Annotated in this window: 30 protein-coding genes; 6 read left to right on the plus strand and 24 right to left on the minus strand. The window is 38.1% G+C overall.

All coding sequences use genetic code 11. The annotated features are described in order from the left end of the window. Positions 1 to 16: 16 nt before the first annotated feature. Positions 17 to 1,873 (minus strand): TonB-dependent receptor domain-containing protein, encoded by a 1,857-nt coding sequence (locus EE116_RS12220; protein WP_122874716.1) that lies wholly within the window; start codon positions 1,871 to 1,873, stop codon positions 17 to 19. Positions 1,874 to 2,248: 375 nt separating this feature from the next. On the opposite strand from EE116_RS12220, the gene EE116_RS12225 reads away from it, so the two are divergent. The 3 genes from EE116_RS12225 (at position 2,249) to EE116_RS12235 (ending at position 3,416) form a co-directional block, all read left to right on the plus strand. Further along, entirely contained in the window at positions 2,249 to 2,815 is a 567-nt protein-coding gene (locus EE116_RS12225; RefSeq protein WP_163028090.1) for a ParA family protein, read from the plus strand. A 1-nt stretch (position 2,816) separates the two neighbouring features. Next, positions 2,817 to 3,098, plus strand: a complete 282-nt coding sequence (locus tag EE116_RS12230) for a hypothetical protein (RefSeq protein ID WP_122874718.1) — start codon at positions 2,817 to 2,819, stop codon at positions 3,096 to 3,098. 81 nt (positions 3,099 to 3,179) lie between these two features. Continuing rightward, positions 3,180 to 3,416 (plus strand): hypothetical protein, encoded by a 237-nt coding sequence (locus tag EE116_RS12235; protein ID WP_122874719.1) that lies wholly within the window; start codon positions 3,180 to 3,182, stop codon positions 3,414 to 3,416. A 187-nt stretch (positions 3,417 to 3,603) separates the two neighbouring features. Here the strand turns inward: EE116_RS12235 and EE116_RS12530 are convergent, their stop codons facing one another. The 4 genes from EE116_RS12530 to EE116_RS12250 form a co-directional block, all read right to left on the minus strand. Continuing rightward, positions 3,604 to 3,771, minus strand: a complete 168-nt coding sequence (locus tag EE116_RS12530) for a hypothetical protein (RefSeq protein WP_163028091.1) — start codon at positions 3,769 to 3,771, stop codon at positions 3,604 to 3,606. Next, the gene (locus EE116_RS12240; protein WP_163028092.1) at positions 3,772 to 4,794 is read right to left on the minus strand and encodes a replication initiation protein; all 1,023 of its coding nucleotides are present in this window, start codon (positions 4,792 to 4,794) and stop codon (positions 3,772 to 3,774) included. Positions 4,795 to 5,216: 422 nt separating this feature from the next. Continuing rightward, positions 5,217 to 6,848, minus strand: a complete 1,632-nt coding sequence (locus tag EE116_RS12245) for a mobilization protein (RefSeq protein ID WP_122874721.1) — start codon at positions 6,846 to 6,848, stop codon at positions 5,217 to 5,219. After that, complete coding sequence (locus EE116_RS12250) at positions 6,845 to 7,234, minus strand: plasmid mobilization protein (RefSeq protein ID WP_122874722.1); 390 nt, start codon at positions 7,232 to 7,234, stop codon at positions 6,845 to 6,847. The genes EE116_RS12245 and EE116_RS12250 overlap by 4 nt, the downstream gene beginning before the upstream one ends. A 422-nt stretch (positions 7,235 to 7,656) precedes the next feature. On the opposite strand from EE116_RS12250, the gene EE116_RS12255 reads away from it, so the two are divergent. Next, complete coding sequence (locus EE116_RS12255) at positions 7,657 to 7,977, plus strand: SEL1-like repeat protein (RefSeq protein WP_122874723.1); 321 nt, start codon at positions 7,657 to 7,659, stop codon at positions 7,975 to 7,977. 52 nt (positions 7,978 to 8,029) lie between these two features. Here EE116_RS12255 and EE116_RS12260 read toward each other — a convergent pair whose 3' ends face one another. The 11 genes from EE116_RS12260 to EE116_RS12310 all read right to left on the minus strand — a co-directional run bounded on the left by EE116_RS12260 (position 8,030) and on the right by EE116_RS12310 (position 15,921). Continuing rightward, complete coding sequence (locus tag EE116_RS12260; RefSeq protein ID WP_122874724.1) at positions 8,030 to 8,446, minus strand: hypothetical protein; 417 nt, start codon at positions 8,444 to 8,446, stop codon at positions 8,030 to 8,032. A gap of 512 nt (positions 8,447 to 8,958) precedes the next feature. Continuing rightward, on the minus strand, positions 8,959 to 9,144 hold the full coding sequence (locus EE116_RS12265) for a hypothetical protein (RefSeq protein WP_122874725.1): 186 nt from the start codon (positions 9,142 to 9,144) through the stop codon (positions 8,959 to 8,961). 376 nt (positions 9,145 to 9,520) lie between these two features. Continuing rightward, positions 9,521 to 9,802 carry a type II toxin-antitoxin system RelE/ParE family toxin gene (locus EE116_RS12270; protein WP_122874730.1) on the minus strand — a complete coding sequence of 94 codons (282 nt, stop codon included), beginning with the start codon at positions 9,800 to 9,802 and terminating at the stop codon, positions 9,521 to 9,523. Next, positions 9,796 to 10,059: a hypothetical protein gene (locus tag EE116_RS12275; RefSeq protein WP_122874731.1), complete on the minus strand. Its 264-nt coding sequence runs from the start codon at positions 10,057 to 10,059 to the stop codon at positions 9,796 to 9,798. The genes EE116_RS12270 and EE116_RS12275 overlap by 7 nt, the downstream gene beginning before the upstream one ends. Before the next feature lie 25 nt (positions 10,060 to 10,084). Beyond that, positions 10,085 to 10,357 carry a hypothetical protein gene (locus tag EE116_RS12280; RefSeq protein WP_122874732.1) on the minus strand — a complete coding sequence of 91 codons (273 nt, stop codon included), beginning with the start codon at positions 10,355 to 10,357 and terminating at the stop codon, positions 10,085 to 10,087. Continuing rightward, positions 10,357 to 10,920: a P-loop NTPase family protein gene (locus tag EE116_RS12285; RefSeq protein WP_122874733.1), complete on the minus strand. Its 564-nt coding sequence runs from the start codon at positions 10,918 to 10,920 to the stop codon at positions 10,357 to 10,359. The genes EE116_RS12280 and EE116_RS12285 overlap by 1 nt, the downstream gene beginning before the upstream one ends. A 426-nt stretch (positions 10,921 to 11,346) precedes the next feature. Beyond that, the gene (locus tag EE116_RS12290; protein ID WP_122874734.1) at positions 11,347 to 11,931 is read right to left on the minus strand and encodes a cysteine peptidase family C39 domain-containing protein; all 585 of its coding nucleotides are present in this window, start codon (positions 11,929 to 11,931) and stop codon (positions 11,347 to 11,349) included. Continuing rightward, complete coding sequence (locus EE116_RS12295; protein WP_122874735.1) at positions 11,916 to 12,770, minus strand: hypothetical protein; 855 nt, start codon at positions 12,768 to 12,770, stop codon at positions 11,916 to 11,918. The genes EE116_RS12290 and EE116_RS12295 overlap by 16 nt, the downstream gene beginning before the upstream one ends. A 25-nt stretch (positions 12,771 to 12,795) precedes the next feature. Next, the gene (locus EE116_RS12300) at positions 12,796 to 14,043 is read right to left on the minus strand and encodes a Cj0814 family flagellar-dependent secreted protein (protein ID WP_122874736.1); all 1,248 of its coding nucleotides are present in this window, start codon (positions 14,041 to 14,043) and stop codon (positions 12,796 to 12,798) included. Positions 14,044 to 14,080: 37 nt separating this feature from the next. Beyond that, on the minus strand, positions 14,081 to 14,662 hold the full coding sequence (locus EE116_RS12305) for a hypothetical protein (RefSeq protein WP_122874737.1): 582 nt from the start codon (positions 14,660 to 14,662) through the stop codon (positions 14,081 to 14,083). A 176-nt stretch (positions 14,663 to 14,838) separates the two neighbouring features. Then, positions 14,839 to 15,921, minus strand: a complete 1,083-nt coding sequence (locus tag EE116_RS12310; protein ID WP_122874738.1) for a replication initiation protein — start codon at positions 15,919 to 15,921, stop codon at positions 14,839 to 14,841. 448 nt (positions 15,922 to 16,369) lie between these two features. On the opposite strand from EE116_RS12310, the gene vapD reads away from it, so the two are divergent. Further along, a complete protein-coding gene (gene vapD / locus EE116_RS12315) occupies positions 16,370 to 16,657 on the plus strand; it encodes an endoribonuclease VapD (RefSeq protein ID WP_122874739.1) in 288 nt (95 codons plus the stop codon). 17 nt (positions 16,658 to 16,674) lie between these two features. Here the strand turns inward: vapD and EE116_RS12320 are convergent, their stop codons facing one another. Continuing rightward, entirely contained in the window at positions 16,675 to 18,306 is a 1,632-nt protein-coding gene (locus EE116_RS12320; RefSeq protein ID WP_122874740.1) for a mobilization protein, read from the minus strand. Then, complete coding sequence (locus EE116_RS12325; RefSeq protein ID WP_122874722.1) at positions 18,303 to 18,692, minus strand: plasmid mobilization protein; 390 nt, start codon at positions 18,690 to 18,692, stop codon at positions 18,303 to 18,305. Before EE116_RS12325 ends, EE116_RS12320 begins: the two co-directional genes overlap by 4 nt. A 422-nt stretch (positions 18,693 to 19,114) precedes the next feature. Between EE116_RS12325 and EE116_RS12330 the strand changes: the two genes are divergently transcribed. Continuing rightward, positions 19,115 to 19,435 (plus strand): SEL1-like repeat protein, encoded by a 321-nt coding sequence (locus EE116_RS12330; protein ID WP_122874723.1) that lies wholly within the window; start codon positions 19,115 to 19,117, stop codon positions 19,433 to 19,435. Between the two features lie 52 nt (positions 19,436 to 19,487). On the opposite strand, the gene EE116_RS12335 is transcribed toward EE116_RS12330, so the two are convergent. The 6 genes from EE116_RS12335 to EE116_RS12360 all read right to left on the minus strand — a co-directional run bounded on the left by EE116_RS12335 (position 19,488) and on the right by EE116_RS12360 (position 22,378). After that, entirely contained in the window at positions 19,488 to 19,904 is a 417-nt protein-coding gene (locus tag EE116_RS12335) for a hypothetical protein (RefSeq protein ID WP_122874724.1), read from the minus strand. 512 nt (positions 19,905 to 20,416) lie between these two features. Further along, positions 20,417 to 20,602: a hypothetical protein gene (locus EE116_RS12340; protein WP_122874725.1), complete on the minus strand. Its 186-nt coding sequence runs from the start codon at positions 20,600 to 20,602 to the stop codon at positions 20,417 to 20,419. Between the two features lie 376 nt (positions 20,603 to 20,978). Beyond that, positions 20,979 to 21,260: a type II toxin-antitoxin system RelE/ParE family toxin gene (locus EE116_RS12345; RefSeq protein ID WP_122874730.1), complete on the minus strand. Its 282-nt coding sequence runs from the start codon at positions 21,258 to 21,260 to the stop codon at positions 20,979 to 20,981. Further along, positions 21,254 to 21,517, minus strand: a complete 264-nt coding sequence (locus EE116_RS12350) for a hypothetical protein (RefSeq protein WP_122874731.1) — start codon at positions 21,515 to 21,517, stop codon at positions 21,254 to 21,256. The genes EE116_RS12345 and EE116_RS12350 overlap by 7 nt, the downstream gene beginning before the upstream one ends. Positions 21,518 to 21,542: 25 nt before the next feature. Beyond that, entirely contained in the window at positions 21,543 to 21,815 is a 273-nt protein-coding gene (locus tag EE116_RS12355; RefSeq protein WP_122874732.1) for a hypothetical protein, read from the minus strand. Beyond that, positions 21,815 to 22,378, minus strand: a complete 564-nt coding sequence (locus tag EE116_RS12360) for a P-loop NTPase family protein (protein ID WP_122874733.1) — start codon at positions 22,376 to 22,378, stop codon at positions 21,815 to 21,817. The genes EE116_RS12355 and EE116_RS12360 overlap by 1 nt, the downstream gene beginning before the upstream one ends. Positions 22,379 to 22,821 lie beyond the last annotated feature (443 nt).

The following is a 22,821-nucleotide window of genomic DNA, read 5'->3' on the forward strand; positions in this document are numbered from 1 at the left end:
ATACAGATAGTTGTCTTTAAAAACTAGAGTGAAAACTGACAAACACCGCCCTCCCCGGCGCACGCACCACCGGATCTGGATCTAGCGCACCTACGTGCTCGCCGCTAATAAACTCGGCGTAATCTTTATCAAATATATTTGTGACCCCAAGCCTCACGCCCCAGCTATTTTTAAACTCAAATCCGCCGTAAACGTCCATCGTCGTAAAGCTCTTGGCCGCTTCGCGCTTGTCGATGCCAAAGCCAGTGGATTTATCGAAATCTCCCCTATTTTGCTTTGCCACGTAGCGCACCGCGGTGCCGATGTTGTAGCTGCCAAAGCTCGCGTAGTCTTTGTAATCAAATGCCAAATTTGCCTCAAACGGGCGGATCTGATAGAGCGGTCTGCCGTCGGTTTTGTTTTGTCCATAGTTGTAAAATAGCAATGTTTTTAACCCGAAATTTCGCGCGAAATTATACTCGCCGCGCAAATTTACGCTGTAAATTCTAGCATCGACGTTGCGCGTGATAACGGCGTTTTTATTTATCGGCAAGGCCGCGACAGAGTGGCGACGATCGTAGATAATCAGATCCTGCGCGTCGTCTGCGATAAAGTGCCCGCCCACGCTAAAGCTATCCTCGCCCTGACGCGAACTCATGTATTCTTTATAAAATTCGCTCTTATAAGTAAAGCCCAAATTTACGCGGTTGTGGCGCTCAGGCTTAATAAACGGATTGCTGATCCAGCCTCTAGTAGTCGGCCCATAGAGACTGCTAAAGCGTTCCATATTGCTCGGCATACGATAAAGACTCTCTATAGCCACATAGTAATTATCTTGCTTATTGGGCGTGAAGTCGTATTTTAGGCTAGCGCTTAAGCCATTCTGTTTTATATTGCCGTCAAAGTCTTTGCCGTAAATTTGTTTAATAAGCTTAGCGACGGTATTTATCGCGCTTGCTCCGTTATAAACCGTATTTAAATCATTTAAATTCGACTTCATCCAGTCGTAGTTTAGAGCTAGGCTGAGCTTGTGCGCGTCAGTAAATTTATAGCTTAGCGTATCAAAAACTCTCGTTTTTTTATTCGTTACGTCTGCAAACCTAAAGCCGTTTAAAACCCAATCATTGCCTATTTTACGATATCTTTTGCCCTCGTGATTATCGTGTTGATATCCTGTACCGACCACATTGTGCCAGTTTGAAAAATCAACATCGTATTTTAGCTCCGTATCTATAATCTTTCTATCTACTTCTACCTTTACCATACTAAAAGGGTCCACGCGGCGCAAATGATAATTGTCGTTTCTTCTGCTCACGTCGCGCAATGCTATTTCAAAATTTAACGTATTAGATAAATCCTCTTTACCTAGCCTGGCGTTAAACTTACCGATATATCGTTGCGTCTTTATCGAGTCGGCAGTATGGTGAGGCTGCTTGTCGTCGTCGATATTATCGTGCACGAGCGTAAATCTAAACTCGCTTAGCTCGCTAGGTACGAAACCCACTACCGCGCTTTGCCCTTGCCTAGCGTAGCCGTAGTTCCACTCTCTGCCGCCGCCGTCTTTATAGCGGTTGGCTTTAGAAAAGTTCGCGTTTAAAATCGTATAGAAATTTGCGCCGCGGTATTTAAAAAGTCCCGAGCCGTAAAACGTCCTGCCGTAAAATCCGCCCGCGACGTGAAATTTATCCATCGAATTATCGAGCAAATCCGTCACGAAAAAATAATCATCCCTTGGCGCGCGGTCGAATTGATTTTCGGGTAATGCGCTTTGGGCGATGTTTGGCGTATATGGCGGTGGAGGCGTAAAATCCTTTATCGGCTTTATGACGTCGGGATTTGCGCCGTTTGCGAGCAGCGCCGTCGCAGCCGCAGCCAGACTGATAGCTAATCTCATTTAAAATCCTTTATGATAATTATGATTTTTTGTATCAAAATATTAAAAGAATTATAGTGCAACATTCTTTTAATGGTCTTAATATGAAATAAGATATTATAAAAATAATTTGATTTTTATTTTTAAGGAATAATATAGGATTGGAATAGGTTAAAAAATTTTCAAAGGAGTTTTTCTTAAAAAGAATACTATGGTTAAAAATAGAATTATTAGACAAAAGCAGATAGTATAAAAATATTAGAGCTATTTTATAACTTATATTATTTTACAACTTATAAAATAATATAAATTATTATATATAACAAATTATTTATATTAAAAAGTTGTTAATATAAAATAAGTTATAATTTTTAGAAAATACTTAAGGAGCTTTGTATGAGAATAGCGATAATTAATTCTAAAGGTGGAGTAGGCAAAACGCCTTTGGCTTTTAGTTTGGCAAAAGATCTGGGCTTAAATTTACAGACCAATGATAATTCTGTAATTACTCAGATATACGATAAAGCCGTGTTTTCTAATCCTTGTAAACTAGCAGATAATACAGTGTATGATTTTGGCGGTTTTGTAGCTCCTGGGGTGTTAAGTATACTAAAAGAGTGCAATATTGTAATCATGCCAGTTACTCCAAAAATAAACTCTGTTTTTAAAGCCGCAGAAACCTATAATCAAATAAAAGACTATACTAAAAATATGATGGTTTTGGTGACGGACGTTGTGAACAAGGGAGATCTGGGAACTATTATAGAGGCCTTGAAGGGAGCTGGATTTAAAAACGACGTCGAATACATGCTTTTAAAAAGATCGGCGATATTTGAAAACGCTATTGCAAACGGCATGAGCTTTGCAGAGCTCTATAATCAAAACGGTTTATCAAGATCACAGTATAAAGACTTCTATTTGCAATACTATAAAATTATCGAGTACATAAAAAATAAGGCCTAGCATGAAGAATCTTTCAAATTTTAAACTAAACGACGAGGTTGCTACCGGATTTGCGGAGGCGGACGATCAAACGGCGAAACTAGACAAGATCTCGGAGTTAGAGGCTGTTCTAGCCAAGTATAAAAAACTAGGACGCCCAAAATCCGAAAATCCACCGACTCGTCAGATGACGGCCTATTTGTCTGATGATGAGATGGAGTTTCTAGCCAAAGAAGCCAAAGAAAAAGGCATCAGTAAAAATCAAATACTTAGAAATTTAATAACTAGGCAGATGAATGGATAGGGCGAAAGTTCTCAGCAAGCAAGGCAAAAGTTCTATGAGGTTTAAAAAAATGCTACAATATAGCAAAAACAGAGGTAAAAAATGCCGAAATTAGATGAAGCAAAAGAGCGACTAGGGCTGTTAAAATTTTATATCGGATTTTTTATGACCGCTTTTGCTGCTCTTGTAAGCTGGATCGCTACGCATTATAAAAATTTTGATGATGCGATTATTTTTTACGGGGCTTGCGGAGTCGCCGTCGTCCTTTTTATTGGTATAATTTTAGGCACTATGCATGCCAAAAAAATTTTAAAAGAAATTAGAGAATTGAAGAAATAGGAGGATAAAATGAGTTCGTTTGTGATCGCTTTCTTTATGGTTGTTAGTGCGATTATTATATGCTGGTCGGCTTTAAGGTCTGTGCAGTCGGAGTAATATTGGCCTATACGTTCCGTTGGTCTTGCTGGCTAGTTTCGTCGTCGGCTACTTGTGGATAAAGAGCGGCAAAAAAATACCCGATTTTTTTCTAGTTCGCATTTTGCGCGGCTAAGCTCTTCAAAAAGTTTTTCATATTGCGGTCGAATTCTTCAAAGAGTATATATTCTATTTCGCCGCGATCGTCTGCGGCGATGATTTTCTCAAGCTCTTTTTGATCTGCTTCGTTTAAGCCGGGTTCGTCCTTGATTGTCGTCATTTAGTCTCCGTATCTCTCGAAAGTATTTTTAAAGTGCTTGAAATTGTCAAATCTCATTACGGTCGAGTATTCGTCATCGACGTTGAAAAGCTTGACTTCTATTTGCTCCCCGCTTTGCTCGAAGCTTTGAATTTTTAGTATATCCGTGACGTTCATTTTTTCGTTGTATATGCGTAGGTATCTGCCTATGTACGGGTCAAAGTCATTGACGGCTTTGCCCGTGATAGGATTGCTGCGCTTTAACTCTCTAAGCATATCCTGGCGCTTGATGTCGCTCGCGATCGTGTCTAAATTTCGGCGATTCTCTTTTTTGTCGTGCTCGATGTCGCTTATAGGCTGCGGCTCAAAGTAGAATTCTAGCGCATCGATATTTCGCCCGCTTTTAATCTTTTTTATCATAAGCCCCTTAAACGGTGCTCGTCGCTGATCAAACAGGTTGCGTTCTGCTGATAGTTCTCTTATTGCTGGCTTTAAAATTTGCTGGTCTATATTGCACGCTTGATAGCTTTCGGGTATCCCTAAAAGCTCCTTGAAGTCTTTATATTTAATATGCCATAAACCAGTTTGCCTAAACTGCTTCAAATATCGATAAATGGTCTTTGCATACGTCCCGCTAAGCCCCACAAACTCGGCTAATTCATACCTTGTCCAGCCTTTTAGTGGGCTTGAAATATAGCGATCCTTAAAACCTTGTGATACCTGAACTCTTAAAATTCTATTTTTGGTGTCTGTTTCAAGCATGGGAAAAATAATCTCTTGCCGTAAATCCCCTTCATCATTGATTTCATACCGAAATTTAAACTCTTGCAGCTTACCGAGCTTATCTAAGATTTCTTTTCGATAGCTACTGCTGTCAGCTACTTGAGCCAACTCGAATACTTTATAAAAATCAAGTTCTAATATGTAGCCGTCCGTATTTCTAAACTGTTGCAAGATAGTAAAAAATACGTTTTGTTGCGCTTCCGTGAGAGTATTAAATTTTAGCTCGTGTAGCTCGTTTGAATATTTAACGACTTCGTTCATACAATAATCCATATATTATTTTATTATTGTATTATATAAAAAATAGAATAATAAATCAATACCATATATTATTTTTTATAATAGAAAAGTAGCGGAAAATCTATTATTGTATTTCGGAAAATCTATTATTGTATAAAAGGAAAATCTATTATTGTATTTCGGAAAATCTATTATTGTATGATGTCTAAACCCCTTGGTATCACGGCTCTAGCGAGACCCTAAAAGATATAAAAGAATTTAAAAAAGAGGTTAAAAGAAAACTTCGTCGCAAAAAATCGCAAAAATTGGCTTAAACACAATCGGAACCGGGGCGTGTGTACGTGCTTGTGCTTACGCACTGCGCACCGCCCCCTTACCCCCTATTCCGCCTTGCTTATGCGCTAAAGCGCCGCAAGGCTACCTCTTTTAGAGGATAATGTGAATTATCTGCTCAGCCCCATACCGCTACCGCTACGTTTGCGCTTTTCTCGGTCTTGCTCCTCTTTTTGCTCGAGAATCAGCCGTTTTGCATGCTCGATAAGGTTGCCAATAGTTGATTTAGCTCGCTGGAATAGTTGTTCAACTGCTCTTCTTGCGTCTTGATATAGTTTTCGTATCTCGTCATCTCTTTTTCTAATAGCTCTATATTCTGTCCATTGATTTGTATTTTCTTCGTCAAGTCGTCTATAACGCTCTCGTATTCGTTCTTGATGTTCTGCAGCAGCTCGTTGATTTCTTTTTCGTCTGTCGCTTTCCAGTCGTTTAGCCTCATCGCTAGATCGTTGCTGTAGTCTCGCTCTTGTTTCAACTCTAGGAGCAATTGCTTGACTTGCTGCGTCAATCTCTCGTTTTCTGTTATCAATTCCTCTTCTAATGCCGTCATCATCGCTTAATCCTCGATCGTCTTGATGTGTATGTAAGCCATATTGCCATCCGTTTGCACTTTCTCTTTGGGTATTTCGAGGAAATAATTGGTCGCTTTTTTGCTCTTGGTTCTCTCGACGTATCTCATTTCCTGCGGAATTTGCCACTGCGTTGCCGGGTTTATTTTGTTCCAGGTTATCCATATGCCCGAGCCTGCTCCGATCAGCGCGAATAATATCGCCGTTAGAGCCAAGGTCGTCCATTTGTAGGCGTTGGTCTGCTTGGCTGAGTCTTCTATCTTGCTGAATGTCGATTCTGCTTTTTGCTCGATGCTTTCTAGTTTTGAGTTCAAATTCTCCGATATTGTATTCATCTCGCTTTGATACAAGTTCGTTAATTTGGTCTCGGTATTGTTGAATTTCTGATTGAATATCTCGGTTATGATATTGACGTATTCTTCGGATTGTTTCTGCGCCGCGCTCTTCAAGCTCTCTAGCGTCTTTGAAATCTGCATAAATTCCTCCTTGAAGTCTATTTTTTTTGGTACTACCCGGCAGGATCACAGTGATCGAGTTTTTAGTCTCCCGGCTGATTTGTATATTTTCATCGCGTAGCAGTTCTAACATTTGAGCCCTGCTTTTGATTATTCCAGCTTCTACTAGCTCGTGTAAGGTTTTATCCAAAGCTTCAACGTTTGCGTAGTTTTTAATGTCTTTTTTGCTTGCGCTTATAGTATTTTTTCTGCCAGGATCGTCAGGATCGCTAAAGCCGTATTCGAGATTTACGGCTTTTTTCCAAAGATCGATCCTGGTAAGGTCGGGTTTTGAGTAGAAAAACGGATTAAAGCTCGTTCCCGTGACCAGGTCTATTTTCGGGATGATGAAATTTAGCTCCAGCCTACCGCCTTTGTCTTCGTGCTGCACCCACAAGATATTTACGCGCTCTTTCATAAAGTCGCCTAGTAGCGTGCGTTCAAAGTCAGCCATTATCTCTAGCTTAGTTTGTTCTGATATTCTTGCGGCGCTTTCTTGAAAGCTTAAAACTCCGAAGCATACCTTTTGTTTTTTTGAAATTTGGCTTATGATAGCCCTAGTTTGAGCCTCGTCGCCCTTTAAAATTTTTGCCGTACCCTGCTGTACTCTTTCGTTGAGGACGTAATTAACGCTACCTATACCGCCGCCGCTTTTACTGGGTAGAAATTTGACTATCATCGTTTTTTGCTTTTTTGCTCGTCTTGATGTTTGCTGTTTAGAAGCTTATAGATGCCCCTTAGGGCTTCAAACGACCTTGATATAATACTTAACCCTACCTTGTCAAGACTTTCGCCCTTGTTGAGCCTCGTAGCGATTTGATTGAGGTTATTACCCTGGCGCGATAACTCAAGGATAAGCTCTTTTGTGAGTGGCGTTTTCGTAAGAGATCGCGATAGCATCGAATTTACGGCGTATTTGGTAAAATTTACTCCCCCGTTCTCATCCATTTTTTCTTGAATTTTATTCCACTCCTCCGGCGTAAGACGCATTATTTTTGTGATGGTTCTAGTTTTTCCAGCTCTTTTTTTGCTTTTTGGAAAGCTTTTGTTCTGATCGTCAGTCATTACTCCTGCCTTTAATCCAGCTTAAAATTTCGCTTAAAAACCATAAAGGTATGATAACTCCCAGCAAACAGGCTAATAGAAAAAAGACTGAAGAGAATATCAGCCAGCCTAGCATAAAGACGATACCTAGTGCTACAACGTATATGCAGCAAATTAAAATTTTATTTTCTACGGACGAGTTATCGATCAAATTTAAACCTCTCAATTGTTACGGCACGAGTCGCTTAAGGGGGTTAAGGGGGATTTGCCCCCTTACGAGCACCGAACGTTATACGAAATGCGAAAGCATTACGTATATACGGGCGGTATGCTCGCCCTATAAAATATTTAACTATTTTTTAGAATTATAGCGCAAAAAGTTGGGGTTGTAAATAGGTGGGATGTTTGATATAATAAAAGCTAATCTCATCAAAAGGAAAACAATGAAAAAAATCGTTTTAGCTATGGTCGTTGCCGGGCTATGCTCTTTAAATTTGAGTGCCGGGGAACTGGAGGATAATATCAAGAAATGCGACGGCGGCGATGCGCAGGCTTGTTTGAAAGTATCTGACGCTTATTTTTCAATGGATGAGAATCACCCTAAAAGATCCGAATTTCATGAAAAAGCTTGTAATTTAAAAAATGCCGACGGTTGCATGTTGGTCGGGTTTAGCTATGAAAAAAAAGGCGATATGGCTAATGCTAAGAAATTTTATACTAGGGCTTGCGATTTAGGAAATGAAGTGGCTTGCACGATGAAGTAAAAAATTAAAAAATAAAGCCTGATCGCAAAATCAGGCTTTATTATCTAAGCGGTTAAAATATACCGCCAATCCCTTCCATAAAGAAGATATACTGAACCTCTTGGGCATATTTACGTTTTAAAATGACGTAGCAAGCTATGTTAATATAGTCTGCCTTATCATCCTCTAGCTTGTCTATATACATTTTTATAAGCTCTTTGGCGGCTTTCATAATATTGCCTCTACCTAGCGCAATAAAAATTTTATTTACTCTCTCGATCCTTTTGGTGCATCTTGCAGCCTCGTCGAGAAACTCATCGACCTTTTTGGCTACCGCCGGAGTAATACGCTCTATCGTAGCATCGGCTCGTAAGCCTAGTAGCCTAGAGATGATCATAACGTATTTTTCTTTGTCCTCAAGCGTAAGACTGTTATAATTAACGCCTGGTGTTGGTTGTGGTTGTCCCGGTATTCCTGGAAATCTTGACATGTTTCTATCCTTTTTTATTTTTTATGATTTGTTTGGTTTATAGTGTTGGTATTGCTATGCCCAACGCTAAATAAAGCGCTGCAACCCGCGAGGATCACTGAAAGCGCAACTAAAAATGCTATAATTGTTTTTTTCACTTAACAACTCCTTTTGTTTATTGTAATTCGGACAAAGGGGGTTTTATTCACTCAAACAATTTTTGCGTAATTCGAAATTTAAGGGCATAATACGCCCTAGCCTGAAATCTCTTGTTTAAAAAACATTGATAAATATCACGTTTTAAAAACGCCCGTAAAATGTTACTGTTTTGTTGATTTTTTGCTCTTTGTCCGCCACTGGCGGCTTATGAGCTGCTTGAATGTATTAAGTAGCCTTAAATCCGAATTACAGGGGGAATTATAGCAGAGGACGGCTTAAAAATTTATATAAATCTACTTAGTTTTTCTTGAATTGTAGTATAGTAAAAAATGATAACTCTTATTATTTATAATAATGCTGGTATTTAATATATATTAGCATTTAATCCTATTGCCTTGCTCTTCCCATTCCTTAGCTATTTTTTTGATTTGAGCTAGGTTGTCTTGGGCGGTTTGCCACTGATCTAGATCGAGCTGATTTTTCTTTTCGTTCTCGGCCGTAAAGATCAGAGCGTTGTAAATTCCACCTATTAGGCGCGCAGCAAAGTCTTTTTTGCCCATGATCGCGAATATTACGTCTTTTCCGCTATAAGCCGTATAATAAGGCCTATCTTTTGATGCTCAAATAGTAAAAAATCCAAAGAACCTGACTGTAGACATGGTGGAGATAGAAAATCCGCTTAAAAAGAAACCTTCTAAGCAAGATCCGGACTTTGATCGATAGCTAAATGCTAATGAAAATGTTTGTTTTCAATAGTAAAAGAGAGGAAAGCCCTAGTTTAGGGGCTTTTGAAAGGGGTATTTTTTAGTTTAAGGTTTATGGGCGGCAAGGCCGGGCGAAGCTTAAAGAGTAGGATGTCGTATTTTAGGGGGTTTGGGGTTTAAGGTTTCTAATGCCCGTTTTCTTTGTATGAAGATCCATCTTGTCAAAGCCATTTTAGGAGAAACGCGTCAAATTTCGCTTATAGATCCCCAATATTTCTATCGCATTATCGCTGATCGAAAAAGTAACAGTGTAGCCTTTAAAAATTAAATCTCTTATGTTTTCTCGGTCGATAGTCTTGTTTTTGCGGTAGGAGTAAGGCATATCCGGGATTTTTATGATCTGGGCTTTTAAATTTTGTATAAAAGTATCTGCCCTTGATTTACTATCTCTAGCGATATAATCGGCGATTTCGCCTAATTCATCCAAAAACTCACCGGCGTATTTAATTACCACTGATAGCCTCGCTTGGCTAGCTGCTGCGAAAATTCATTTTCTGAATAAAATTTGAGTTCGCCCTTGTCTAGTTTTTCAACGGTACGTTTTAGTTTTGCAGCATCGGTTTGGCTTATCTCGCCGATAAGTGCCTCGATCATATCGCCGTCAAGTTCTATTACGTTGATTTTTTCGCCAAATAGCTGCTTCATAGCGTTGATAATATCGCTAGTCAGCGTAAAGCCGTCTTTAGCTTGAAGCATAACTGCATTTGTCATTTCTTACTCCTTGTATTTACCGTCATTATATCGCACCGTTTTTAATGGCTGCCATTTTTTCTCTAATGATCGATCTTAGGTATTGCGTTCTATTCGTTCTGGTTATATAGCCCATTTCATCTAAAAAAGCTAGTTCGTCGCTGGATAGAAACATCGTGGTTCTTTTATTTGCTGGATTCGCGCTTTTTGGTCTGCCACCAGTTTTTTTCGTTTTAATAGCCGCGTCTTGGGCTTGAAAATCCGCAGTGGTTAAAATTTCTAATCCAGCTTCTGATAGGTCTAAATTTAGTTTGGCCATTATTTATTCTCCTTTATGTAATCTATGATCTTGTTATACATTTCGATAAAAGATCGGTATTGCCTCTTTGATAGTGGGCTTTCATCGTAAAGCTCGGTAAAGCTTTTACCCATAGTTATAGCGTTTTCAAAAGCTCTTGAGCTTTTTAGGACGAAAAATTTATTACATACTATTTTTGCGTTTTTAATTTCTAAGACGGTTTCGTCGAATTCTTTTTGAGAGGATATGTCCGTTATGATCCCTAAAATTCTACGGTCGAGCGGTCTTATTTGGGATATGGTGCTTGCAGCTCTTTTAATAGCGTTTGGATTCGGAGTGATCGGCACTATAATAAAATCGCAGCGCTTGAGGATATCGAATACTCCGGCCGAAGCAAATCCGCCGAAGTCGTAGATCGTATCGGGTGCGATCTCGCATCGATCCAATATTTTGCCTTTTTTATAAAACTGCGGCACTACCGAGTCGTCGTTGCTTTGCCAATTTAAGCCCAGGTCTTTTGCTAAACTAAAGCTCAGCGGCGTTTTTCCTACTCCGCCTTTTAATTGTAAAACCGCTAAAATCATGCTTATACCTTTTATATGTTAATAACATAAATATAATATTGTATGTTATCAACATATAGTATTATATTATTATTTAGTATAAGCTTAATGGTAGGCGTGTTGTTGATAAGTAATTAATAGTCTTATAAAAAGATCTGGATTTTTTATAGCTGTGTCAAGAAATCTACATTGGCGATTTAAAGATCCTGGCAAATTACAGCGATAATGGAGCGCCCTTGCCTTTGATTGCTAAACCGCACTCGGTCCATGGCAGGCTCACGAGTTTAAAAATTGCTGGTCATCCCTTGTTTAGTGATGACTGATTGTAATAGTATATAAATTTAGCAGTAAGACTAATAGCAAATAGGTTTTACTGATACTTAGTCATGGATAGTTAAATTTTAACTAGCTGTGGATTTTCTTTTTTAAGGGAGAAATTTTTAAGAATTATTTTAGAAATAAATTCTTGCTTGGTAAATTTAGCTTATGTTCTTTTAGGACACCGCTATTTGAAGCAAGGATCAAAGCATATCCGCCTTTACTCTGCCTATCCCAGAGTTTAAAAAAATCACTCTTTAAGCTTACATATTCGCCAAAGCTAGGATCCATGATCGTTACAAAATCTCCTGGATGATTTATGGCTATCACAAAGTGAGGAAAACGTGGATCATTTTCAATCTTGACAAGGACTGGAATATTTAGCTTATCAAATAAATTTCTATCTAATCGATAACCTTGTGCCTCATATCCGAGCTTAGCTGATGTTTCTTTTAGATCTTTAAAGCTTACCATGTCCGTATTTAGTGAATTTTTATTTTCTGACATTTTTTCAAGCACATCAAGCTCGTTAAGTTGTTTTATGTCGAGCATGCTTATTAGTGTAGCCAAAGATGAAGCTCCACAAGACTGCTCATAGCTTTGCCTTATAACATTTTCGTTTCTAAATTCATGATATGACTTAACAGCAAATTCTGCATTAAGGAACAATGGAATAAAGACGAAAGGAAAAAGTGCCCTTAGAATTTTTTCCATAAACTTACGCTAAAAATACTATCTGGTGCTGCACTAGATCCGCCAAGATTAGCTGAAAAGGAGATTGACATATCATCGCTTAGGCTGTAAGTAGAACCGACGCTATAGGTTGGAATTGAACGAACATTTGAGATTTTATTACCTCTTACTTTTTGCTCTGTTTGGTATCTTTGCTCTGCGCCTAGATCGAGAGTTATCTTTGGACTTAGCACGACAGACATATTACCGCCTATATTAAATGTATTGCCGTTTTCAATCTTGCCAATATTAAATTTCCTACTACTATTATAGCCAAACCCAGTATATAGTGACCATATAACTGGATCAGAGTAACCTCGTAAGGAAGCTTCAAAAGAGTAAGATTTTAGGTAAAAATTCTTTTTCTCATTGATCACCCTTTCTCTTGTAAGCAGAGCTGTTTGAAATTTTAGTTGCGGTACTACATCACCGATACTATCGCCTTTGTATATAAAGCCTAACCATAATGAATTAAAATCCGTTACATCTTTATGATCAAATTGATAGGTATTCACATTTGTAAATTCTTTTCTAGCATAGTATGCACCAAAAGAAGTTAATATGTCGAATTTTGGTGTAATCTTATAAATTAGGGTTTGATTTATGGAGAGCTGCTTTGTGTCATTGTATATGACTGGATCCCCAGTTATATTGATATTTGGGTATATATCATAAGAATTTGAATTTCCTGTGCTCATTACCGATAGCGTTGTTATACTTCTTAGACCTACTTGTTCTTTAAAAAGACTGTCGATCGTAACTGGATCTGAAGCTAATAGAAAATTTGCACCAAGAATTGGCAATACTAATACTTTCTTCAATATTATATCCTTATAAAATAGAAATTTAAGCTTTGATATTTATTGTTTTATTATTAAATTTGTAGCTGTCAGTTAAATTTATAAACGCCGTTTTTACTTCGTTTATGTCTAAATTTACGCCGTGTTGCTTTGACATTTTACTTAGAAATTCAAGCATTTCATTTAGCGCGTCTTTTGAGGTTTGGTTTGCGCTTTTCATAGTTTGCGCGTCTAAATTTTGCTGCATAGCTTTTTGCTGTTCGAGTCTTGCTTTTTGGGCTCTTTCTTGTAGCTTTTTAAGCATCTCTTTAAAGTCTTTATCCATTTGCTCGAATAAAATTTGTAAAGGATCTTTTGGAGTGTCAGTTTCCTCTTTTTTAGATGTATTTTTAGCTCTTTGATTTATATTATCAAGCGCACGATGAAATTTTATAAATTCTTTCATTGGCTCACTTAGTGCATTAAACTCTTCATCCGAAACTCTATCAGGGTCATGGTTTAAAAGCCAAAGCTGTATTTGTTTATTGTATTCATCGGCATCTAGATTTTTATTGTATCCGTTTAATATCCCTACATATGTCGTTTCCCCTTCGGTCGTCCTCAAATTTTCATTTAAAATACCAACCAAAAGCCCTCCTTTTGTAATGGAGCCATCTTTGTTTGTATACTTGTCTCGTGTAGTATTGAAATTTAGTCCATTAGGTGTAAATGTCTCTTTGCCATTATTGTTGTTATCAAAAATATCAGTCGATGGTTTTAGTTTATTGCCATTGGTGTAATACTCACGAGTAGAGCGATTGTAAAAAGTATTACTCAAAGATCTACCTTTGTTTATTCTTGGGTCAAAGCTAAGCTCTGCAGAAAAATAATCGGATGCAGTATTGTATTTTTTGGTGATCCTTAGTGTCTTTTTATCGTATTCGTAGCCTTGTGGAAATTTTGAGATCTCGTCTGTTGTAAAGCTCTCTTTTGAGTTCAATATCTTTTCATCTACAAGCTGGGTCAAGACTTTATAGGCATTTCCAACTGTCTTTGCAATGTCAACACTTTTAAAGGAACGAGAGAATTCATGTCTAGTTCTTACACCAACGAGTGATTTTATAGTGTCCGAGTGGATTTTATAGTCATCTGGTATGCCTGCATCTTTATTGAATTCGCTCATAAAGTAGCCGTCTTTATCAACCTTGTAGCCTAAAACACTATCATTAGTATCGGCAATATCACTGTTTTGAATTTTACTCTTAGTAACTGAAATATTTGAAACAATAGTTTGAGTGCTATTTGATATTTTCATAACTAAATCCTTTAAAGCCCCAAATGGGGCTTTATAATTATCGGTAGTTTACTACCAATGCTCTATTGAGATTATTTTTCTCATAGCGCATTGCATCAGAGGCTATATAGCTTGATAAATCAGCATTGCGTAGTTTATATGCTGTGCCGTTTGCAAAACCTAATACGATGGCTCCCTGACTAAAAGTAGGGATAGGCACACCAAAAGCACCTGTCCTAGTAACCTTAGTAGCTGTTATCATTAGATATTCATCCTTGCTTGGATCCGCAACGCTTACAGCTTCCCTATATCTTTGTTCTGCCCAATAACCACTTCCAGCACTATCATTCTGATAATATCCTAGTGCTTTTTTGTTTCTCTCCTCATCACTTAACCTAACCAGTTTACCTATCTGAACAAGAGAGGTAGAGCCAGATTTTATATTTATAAGCTCATAATAATCACTAGATACATAATATCCACCTTTTATGCTATTCATTTCTGCGGCATCTAATTTTTTGATGCCAAAGTCAACATCACTCAATGCCCCGCCCGTAGCTTTAGATAAGAAATCATCGGCATTCAAGCTAGCTGTTGCTACTAAAGCACCTAGAAGCGCCACTTTAAAAACTTTTAACATCGTGTCTCCTTTATAAGAATTGTTATCAACAATGGATTATAGCATATTTTTTAAAGATTTAACCATTATTGATAAAAAATTATTACACCAGTATTCAATTTATTCCTAAGAGCTCGAATATATCGATTATTTGGATCTTAAAATTATATATCTTTAAATTAGATTTATAAGCCATTTTATTTTAACCCTTTTTCCCAGCTATCCAAGATCCTTTTCATCTGTGTGATCTTATCTTGCTCGTTTTGCCACTGATCTAAATCTAAAGACTGCCTCTTTTCGGTATCTGCCATAAAGATTAGAGCCTTATAAATTCCACCAAGCAACCGCTTCATAAATTCTTTTTTCCCTAGCACCGCAAACAACGTTTGCTTTTCACTAAAAGCAGTAAAATATGGTCTGCTATCAGCTTCTATCTTTGTGATCCTAAAAATTTCGCCCTTAGATCGAGGCTCATCAGATATGGAATAGTAAAAACCATAAAAGACACTAGGATCTTGACCTGATCTTTTGTATCTTTGCTCCAAATATTTCATTATCTGGTTTGCCTGTTTGTCAGTCTTATTCCCAAAATTTACCCTTATCCTGACAATCTTCTTGCCTTGTTTTTCGATCGGTTCGATACTATAAATTTCAAGATCGCTTTTAGCATTGATCTCTTTAACAGCAGGCATTAATACAAATCGACTAATATCTGTAAAATCTTTATAGCTTTTTGGTAAAACAAGCATTTTTTTAAGTGCTTCGATCTCAATATCTCTATAAGAGAGCAGCCGATAGTCTTTTAACAGAGCATAAATTCTAATGGCATATTTACTCTCAAACTGCCTGATGTATTCGACCTGATGAATCTTTGTGTATTGGGTTAATTCTAGCAAAAAAGGCTTCATCTCATCGTTAAATCGGACTGTAATCGTGCGCACCTTTGGTTTAAATTTAAAAGAGCTAAAAATGCTATATGCCTCCCAGGTACCGTCAGGTCGCTCGATCTCAAATATCTGTTTAAGCAGCCCTCTGCATAGATCTTTGATATAGCTATCATTTGTCTCACTGAAACCAAGCTTTTTTACAAAATCATCAGATGAAATCTCGTATATTAAAAAATCCGTGTCGTCTTGCTTGACAAGTGTGCTGATCTGATAAAAAGCCTTTAGCTCATTTGCACTCATTTTTGCCCTAGCTGTGCTTATCGCTGGGCTAGTTCTTGATTGATTACGAGTAAACCCCTTATCTAAGATTACAATATCATCATGTTCGGGCATTTTTATTCCTAAAAGCAAACTTAAAACATAGAAATTTTATCTATTCTAAGCTTAAAACCGAGTTAATAATATCTCTCTCGGGTTTCTCTTAAATTTGAAATCAAAAAACTCGGGTTTCTCTTAAATTTGAAATCAAAAAACTCGGTTTTGAAATCAAAAAACTCGGTTTTATATCATTATAACCCCCTAAAATACGGCTCTAGAAGCAACCGACAAATTCAAGACAAATTTACAATAAACAAATTCAGCGCAACAGATTTTTTTACGATTTTTTTGGCTCGAGCGTATTAGAGAATCAAATCGGAACCGGGGCGTGTGTACGTGCTTGTGCTTACGCACTGCGCACCGCCCCCTTACCCCCTGTTTTGCCTTGCTCATGCGCTAAAGCGCCGCAAGGCTACTTCTTTTTAGAGGATATGATATAATTCATTAAAAAACGGAGCGAAAAATGTATGCTATAGCTTTTGATTTAAAGATCGATGACTTAAAAAAGACTTACGGGGAGCCTTATAACCGTGCATATGACGAAATAAGGCAGGAATTGGAAGCTCTGGGGTTTGAGTGGACTCAAGGTAGCGTTTACATGAGCGTAGCCAAGGAAAACACTTTAACGACGGTCTATAAAGCCATTAATCGTTTATCCGGGATCGATTGGTTTAAAAAATCAGTGCGAGATATACGCGCTTTTAAGGTCGAGGACTGGTCAGACTTTACCGACATCGTCAAGGGAAATTAGGTAAATAAGGCTAAAATTTATCTGCTCATTCCCATACCGCTACCGCTACGTTTGCGCTTTTCTCGGTCTTGCTCCTCTTTTTGCTCGAGAATCAGCCGTTTTGCATGCTCGATAAGGTTGCCAATAGTTGATTTAGCTCGCTGGAATAGTTGTTCAACTGCTCTTCTTGCGTCTTGATATAGTTTTCGTATCTCGTCATCTCTTTTTCTAATAGCTCTATATTCTGTCCATTGATTTGTATTTTCTTCGTCAAGTCGTCTATAACGCTCTCGTATTCGTTCTTGATGTTCTGCAGCAGCTCGTTGATTTCTTTTTCGTCTGTCGCTTTCCAGTCGTTTAGCCTCATCGCTAGATCGTTGCTGTAGTCTCGCTCTTGTTTCAACTCTAGGAGCAATTGCTTGACTTGCTGCGTCAATCTCTCGTTTTCTGTTATCAATTCCTCTTCTAATGCCGTCATCATCGCTTAATCCTCGATCGTCTTGATGTGTATGTAAGCCATATTGCCATCCGTTTGCACTTTCTCTTTGGGTATTTCGAGGAAATAATTGGTCGCTTTTTTGCTCTTGGTTCTCTCGACGTATCTCATTTCCTGCGGAATTTGCCACTGCGTTGCCGGGTTTATTTTGTTCCAGGTTATCCATATGCCCGAGCCTGCTCCGATCAGCGCGAATAATATCGCCGTTAGAGCCAAGGTCGTCCATTTGTAGGCGTTGGTCTGCTTGGCTGAGTCTTCTATCTTGCTGAATGTCGATTCTGCTTTTTGCTCGATGCTTTCTAGTTTTGAGTTCAAATTCTCCGATATTGTATTCATCTCGCTTTGATACAAGTTCGTTAATTTGGTCTCGGTATTGTTGAATTTCTGATTGAATATCTCGGTTATGATATTGACGTATTCTTCGGATTGTTTCTGCGCCGCGCTCTTCAAGCTCTCTAGCGTCTTTGAAATCTGCATAAATTCCTCCTTGAAGTCTATTTTTTTTGGTACTACCCGGCAGGATCACAGTGATCGAGTTTTTAGTCTCCCGGCTGATTTGTATATTTTCATCGCGTAGCAGTTCTAACATTTGAGCCCTGCTTTTGATTATTCCAGCTTCTACTAGCTCGTGTAAGGTTTTATCCAAAGCTTCAACGTTTGCGTAGTTTTTAATGTCTTTTTTGCTTGCGCTTATAGTATTTTTTCTGCCAGGATCGTCAGGATCGCTAAAGCCGTATTCGAGATTTACGGCTTTTTTCCAAAGATCGATCCTGGTAAGGTCGGGTTTTGAGTAGAAAAACGGATTAAAGCTCGTTCCCGTGACCAGGTCTATTTTCGGGATGATGAAATTTAGCTCCAGCCTACCGCCTTTGTCTTCGTGCTGCACCCACAAGATATTTACGCGCTCTTTCATAAAGTCGCCTAGTAGCGTGCGTTCAAAGTCAGCCATTATCTCTAGCTTAGTTTGTTCTGATATTCTTGCGGCGCTTTCTTGAAAGCTTAAAACTCCGAAGCATACCTTTTGTTTTTTTGAAATTTGGCTTATGATAGCCCTAGTTTGAGCCTCGTCGCCCTTTAAAATTTTTGCCGTACCCTGCTGTACTCTTTCGTTGAGGACGTAATTAACGCTACCTATACCGCCGCCGCTTTTACTGGGTAGAAATTTGACTATCATCGTTTTTTGCTTTTTTGCTCGTCTTGATGTTTGCTGTTTAGAAGCTTATAGATGCCCCTTAGGGCTTCAAACGACCTTGATATAATACTTAACCCTACCTTGTCAAGACTTTCGCCCTTGTTGAGCCTCGTAGCGATTTGATTGAGGTTATTACCCTGGCGCGATAACTCAAGGATAAGCTCTTTTGTGAGTGGCGTTTTCGTAAGAGATCGCGATAGCATCGAATTTACGGCGTATTTGGTAAAATTTACTCCCCCGTTCTCATCCATTTTTTCTTGAATTTTATTCCACTCCTCCGGCGTAAGACGCATTATTTTTGTGATGGTTCTAGTTTTTCCAGCTCTTTTTTTGCTTTTTGGAAAGCTTTTGTTCTGATCGTCAGTCATTACTCCTGCCTTTAATCCAGCTTAAAATTTCGCTTAAAAACCATAAAGGTATGATAACTCCCAGCAAACAGGCTAATAGAAAAAAGACTGAAGAGAATATCAGCCAGCCTAGCATAAAGACGATACCTAGTGCTACAACGTATATGCAGCAAATTAAAATTTTATTTTCTACGGACGAGTTATCGATCAAATTTAAACCTCTCAATTGTTACGGCACGAGTCGCTTAAGGGGGTTAAGGGGGATTTGCCCCCTTACGAGCACCGAACGTTATACGAAATGCGAAAGCATTACGTATATACGGGCGGTATGCTCGCCCTATAAAATATTTAACTATTTTTTAGAATTATAGCGCAAAAAGTTGGGGTTGTAAATAGGTGGGATGTTTGATATAATAAAAGCTAATCTCATCAAAAGGAAAACAATGAAAAAAATCGTTTTAGCTATGGTCGTTGCCGGGCTATGCTCTTTAAATTTGAGTGCCGGGGAACTGGAGGATAATATCAAGAAATGCGACGGCGGCGATGCGCAGGCTTGTTTGAAAGTATCTGACGCTTATTTTTCAATGGATGAGAATCACCCTAAAAGATCCGAATTTCATGAAAAAGCTTGTAATTTAAAAAATGCCGACGGTTGCATGTTGGTCGGGTTTAGCTATGAAAAAAAAGGCGATATGGCTAATGCTAAGAAATTTTATACTAGGGCTTGCGATTTAGGAAATGAAGTGGCTTGCACGATGAAGTAAAAAATTAAAAAATAAAGCCTGATCGCAAAATCAGGCTTTATTATCTAAGCGGTTAAAATATACCGCCAATCCCTTCCATAAAGAAGATATACTGAACCTCTTGGGCATATTTACGTTTTAAAATGACGTAGCAAGCTATGTTAATATAGTCTGCCTTATCATCCTCTAGCTTGTCTATATACATTTTTATAAGCTCTTTGGCGGCTTTCATAATATTGCCTCTACCTAGCGCAATAAAAATTTTATTTACTCTCTCGATCCTTTTGGTGCATCTTGCAGCCTCGTCGAGAAACTCATCGACCTTTTTGGCTACCGCCGGAGTAATACGCTCTATCGTAGCATCGGCTCGTAAGCCTAGTAGCCTAGAGATGATCATAACGTATTTTTCTTTGTCCTCAAGCGTAAGACTGTTATAATTAACGCCTGGTGTTGGTTGTGGTTGTCCCGGTATTCCTGGAAATCTTGACATGTTTCTATCCTTTTTTATTTTTTATGATTTGTTTGGTTTATAGTGTTGGTATTGCTATGCCCAACGCTAAATAAAGCGCTGCAACCCGCGAGGATCACTGAAAGCGCAACTAAAAATGCTATAATTGTTTTTTTCACTTAACAACTCCTTTTGTTTATTGTAATTCGGACAAAGGGGGTTTTATTCACTCAAACAATTTTTGCGTAATTCGAAATTTAAGGGCATAATACGCCCTAGCCTGAAATCTCTTGTTTAAAAAACATTGATAAATATCACGTTTTAAAAACGCCCGTAAAATGTTACTGTTTTGTTGATTTTTTGCTCTTTGTCCGCCACTGGCGGCTTATGAGCTGCTTGAATGTATTAAGTAGCCTTAAATCCGAATTACAGGGGGAATTATAGCAGAGGACGGCTTAAAAATTTATATAAATCTACTTAGTTTTTCTTGAATTGTAGTATAGTAAAAAATGATAACTCTTATTATTTATAATAATGCTGGTATTTAATATATATTAGCATTTAATCCTATTGCCTTGCTCTTCCCATTCCTTAGCTATTTTTTTGATTTGAGCTAGGTTGTCTTGGGCGGTTTGCCACTGATCTAGATCGAGCTGATTTTTCTTTTCGTTCTCGGCCGTAAAGATCAGAGCGTTGTAAATTCCACCTATTAGGCGCGCAGCAAAGTCTTTTTTGCCCATGATCGCGAATATTACGTCTTTTCCGCTATAAGCCGTATAATAAGGCCTATCTTTTGATGCTCAAATAGTAAAAAATCCAAAGAACCTGACTGTAGACATGGTGGAGATAGAAAATCCGCTTAAAAAGAAACCTTCTAAGCAAGATCCGGACTTTGATCGATAGCTAAATGCTAATGAAAATGTTTGTTTTCAATAGTAAAAGAGAGGAAAGCCCTAGTTTAGGGGCTTTTGAAAGGGGTATTTTTTAGTTTAAGGTTTATGGGCGGCAAGGCCGGGCGAAGCTTAAAGAGTAGGATGTCGTATTTTAGGGGGTTTGGGGTTTAAGGTTTCTAATGCCCGTTTTCTTTGTATGAAGATCCATCTTGTCAAAGCCATTTTAGGAGAAACGCGTCAAATTTCGCTTATAGATCCCCAATATTTCTATCGCATTATCGCTGATCGAAAAAGTAACAGTGTAGCCTTTAAAAATTAAATCTCTTATGTTTTCTCGGTCGATAGTCTTGTTTTTGCGGTAGGAGTAAGGCATATCCGGGATTTTTATGATCTGGGCTTTTAAATTTTGTATAAAAGTATCTGCCCTTGATTTACTATCTCTAGCGATATAATCGGCGATTTCGCCTAATTCATCCAAAAACTCACCGGCGTATTTAATTACCACTGATAGCCTCGCTTGGCTAGCTGCTGCGAAAATTCATTTTCTGAATAAAATTTGAGTTCGCCCTTGTCTAGTTTTTCAACGGTACGTTTTAGTTTTGCAGCATCGGTTTGGCTTATCTCGCCGATAAGTGCCTCGATCATATCGCCGTCAAGTTCTATTACGTTGATTTTTTCGCCAAATAGCTGCTTCATAGCGTTGATAATATCGCTAGTCAGCGTAAAGCCGTCTTTAGCTTGAAGCATAACTGCATTTGTCATTTCTTACTCCTTGTATTTACCGTCATTATATCGCACCGTTTTTAATGGCTGCCATTTTTTCTCTAATGATCGATCTTAGGTATTGCGTTCTATTCGTTCTGGTTATATAGCCCATTTCATCTAAAAAAGCTAGTTCGTCGCTGGATAGAAACATCGTGGTTCTTTTATTTGCTGGATTCGCGCTTTTTGGTCTGCCACCAGTTTTTTTCGTTTTAATAGCCGCGTCTTGGGCTTGAAAATCCGCAGTGGTTAAAATTTCTAATCCAGCTTCTGATAGGTCTAAATTTAGTTTGGCCATTATTTATTCTCCTTTATGTAATCTATGATCTTGTTATACATTTCGATAAAAGATCGGTATTGCCTCTTTGATAGTGGGCTTTCATCGTAAAGCTCGGTAAAGCTTTTACCCATAGTTATAGCGTTTTCAAAAGCTCTTGAGCTTTTTAGGACGAAAAATTTATTACATACTATTTTTGCGTTTTTAATTTCTAAGACGGTTTCGTCGAATTCTTTTTGAGAGGATATGTCCGTTATGATCCCTAAAATTCTACGGTCGAGCGGTCTTATTTGGGATATGGTGCTTGCAGCTCTTTTAATAGCGTTTGGATTCGGAGTGATCGGCACTATAATAAAATCGCAGCGCTTGAGGATATCGAATACTCCGGCCGAAGCAAATCCGCCGAAGTCGTAGATCGTATCGGGTGCGATCTCGCATCGATCCAATATTTTGCCTTTTTTATAAAACTGCGGCACTACCGAGTCGTCGTTGCTTTGCCAATTTAAGCCCAGGTCTTTTGCTAAACTAAAGCTCAGCGGCGTTTTTCCTACTCCGCCTTTTAATTGTAAAACCGCTAAAATCATGCTTATACCTTTTATATGTTAATAACATAAATATAATATTGTATGTTATCAACATATAGTATTATATTATTATTTAGTATAAGCTTAATGGTAGGCGTGTTGTTGATAAGTAATTAATAGTCTTATAAAAAGATCTGGATTTTTTATAGCTGTGTCAAGAAATCTACATTGGCGATTTAAAGATCCTGGCAAATTACAGCGATAATGGAGCGCCCTTGCCTTTGATTGCTAAACCGCACTCGGTCCATGGCAGGCTCACGAGTTTAAAAATTGCTGGTCATCCCTTGTTTAGTGATGACTGATTGTAATAGTATATAAATTTAGCAGTAAGACTAATAGCAAATAGGTTTTACTGATACTTAGTCATGGATAGTTAAATTTTAACTAGCTGTGGATTTTCTTTTTTAAGGGAGAAATTTTTAAGAATTATTTTAGAAATAATT

Origin of the sequence: Campylobacter showae (genome assembly GCF_900573985.1) — a bacterium.
In the GTDB taxonomy this organism is placed as follows: Bacteria; Campylobacterota; Campylobacteria; order Campylobacterales; family Campylobacteraceae; genus Campylobacter_A; species Campylobacter_A showae_E.

Excerpts from the sequence above, each read along its gene's own strand:
- EE116_RS12220 (WP_122874716.1), bottom strand. The coding sequence starts at position 1,873 with ATGAGATTAGCTATCAGTCTGGCTGCGGCTGCGACGGCGCTGCTCGCA.
- EE116_RS12225 (WP_163028090.1), top strand. The coding sequence starts at position 2,249 with ATGAGAATAGCGATAATTAATTCTAAAGGTGGAGTAGGCAAAACGCCT.
- EE116_RS12230 (WP_122874718.1), top strand. The coding sequence starts at position 2,817 with ATGAAGAATCTTTCAAATTTTAAACTAAACGACGAGGTTGCTACCGGA.
- EE116_RS12235 (WP_122874719.1), top strand. The coding sequence starts at position 3,180 with ATGCCGAAATTAGATGAAGCAAAAGAGCGACTAGGGCTGTTAAAATTT.
- EE116_RS12530 (WP_163028091.1), bottom strand. The coding sequence starts at position 3,771 with ATGACGACAATCAAGGACGAACCCGGCTTAAACGAAGCAGATCAAAAA.
- EE116_RS12240 (WP_163028092.1), bottom strand. The coding sequence starts at position 4,794 with ATGAACGAAGTCGTTAAATATTCAAACGAGCTACACGAGCTAAAATTT.
- EE116_RS12245 (WP_122874721.1), bottom strand. The coding sequence starts at position 6,848 with ATGATAGTCAAATTTCTACCCAGTAAAAGCGGCGGCGGTATAGGTAGC.
- EE116_RS12250 (WP_122874722.1), bottom strand. The coding sequence starts at position 7,234 with ATGACTGACGATCAGAACAAAAGCTTTCCAAAAAGCAAAAAAAGAGCT.
- EE116_RS12255 (WP_122874723.1), top strand. The coding sequence starts at position 7,657 with ATGAAAAAAATCGTTTTAGCTATGGTCGTTGCCGGGCTATGCTCTTTA.
- EE116_RS12260 (WP_122874724.1), bottom strand. The coding sequence starts at position 8,446 with ATGTCAAGATTTCCAGGAATACCGGGACAACCACAACCAACACCAGGC.
- EE116_RS12265 (WP_122874725.1), bottom strand. The coding sequence starts at position 9,144 with ATGGGCAAAAAAGACTTTGCTGCGCGCCTAATAGGTGGAATTTACAAC.
- EE116_RS12275 (WP_122874731.1), bottom strand. The coding sequence starts at position 10,059 with ATGACAAATGCAGTTATGCTTCAAGCTAAAGACGGCTTTACGCTGACT.
- EE116_RS12280 (WP_122874732.1), bottom strand. The coding sequence starts at position 10,357 with ATGGCCAAACTAAATTTAGACCTATCAGAAGCTGGATTAGAAATTTTA.
- EE116_RS12285 (WP_122874733.1), bottom strand. The coding sequence starts at position 10,920 with ATGATTTTAGCGGTTTTACAATTAAAAGGCGGAGTAGGAAAAACGCCG.
- EE116_RS12290 (WP_122874734.1), bottom strand. The coding sequence starts at position 11,931 with ATGGAAAAAATTCTAAGGGCACTTTTTCCTTTCGTCTTTATTCCATTG.
- EE116_RS12300 (WP_122874736.1), bottom strand. The coding sequence starts at position 14,043 with ATGAAAATATCAAATAGCACTCAAACTATTGTTTCAAATATTTCAGTT.
- EE116_RS12305 (WP_122874737.1), bottom strand. The coding sequence starts at position 14,662 with ATGTTAAAAGTTTTTAAAGTGGCGCTTCTAGGTGCTTTAGTAGCAACA.
- EE116_RS12310 (WP_122874738.1), bottom strand. The coding sequence starts at position 15,921 with ATGCCCGAACATGATGATATTGTAATCTTAGATAAGGGGTTTACTCGT.
- vapD (WP_122874739.1), top strand. The coding sequence starts at position 16,370 with ATGTATGCTATAGCTTTTGATTTAAAGATCGATGACTTAAAAAAGACT.
- EE116_RS12320 (WP_122874740.1), bottom strand. The coding sequence starts at position 18,306 with ATGATAGTCAAATTTCTACCCAGTAAAAGCGGCGGCGGTATAGGTAGC.
- EE116_RS12325 (WP_122874722.1), bottom strand. The coding sequence starts at position 18,692 with ATGACTGACGATCAGAACAAAAGCTTTCCAAAAAGCAAAAAAAGAGCT.
- EE116_RS12330 (WP_122874723.1), top strand. The coding sequence starts at position 19,115 with ATGAAAAAAATCGTTTTAGCTATGGTCGTTGCCGGGCTATGCTCTTTA.
- EE116_RS12335 (WP_122874724.1), bottom strand. The coding sequence starts at position 19,904 with ATGTCAAGATTTCCAGGAATACCGGGACAACCACAACCAACACCAGGC.
- EE116_RS12340 (WP_122874725.1), bottom strand. The coding sequence starts at position 20,602 with ATGGGCAAAAAAGACTTTGCTGCGCGCCTAATAGGTGGAATTTACAAC.
- EE116_RS12350 (WP_122874731.1), bottom strand. The coding sequence starts at position 21,517 with ATGACAAATGCAGTTATGCTTCAAGCTAAAGACGGCTTTACGCTGACT.
- EE116_RS12355 (WP_122874732.1), bottom strand. The coding sequence starts at position 21,815 with ATGGCCAAACTAAATTTAGACCTATCAGAAGCTGGATTAGAAATTTTA.
- EE116_RS12360 (WP_122874733.1), bottom strand. The coding sequence starts at position 22,378 with ATGATTTTAGCGGTTTTACAATTAAAAGGCGGAGTAGGAAAAACGCCG.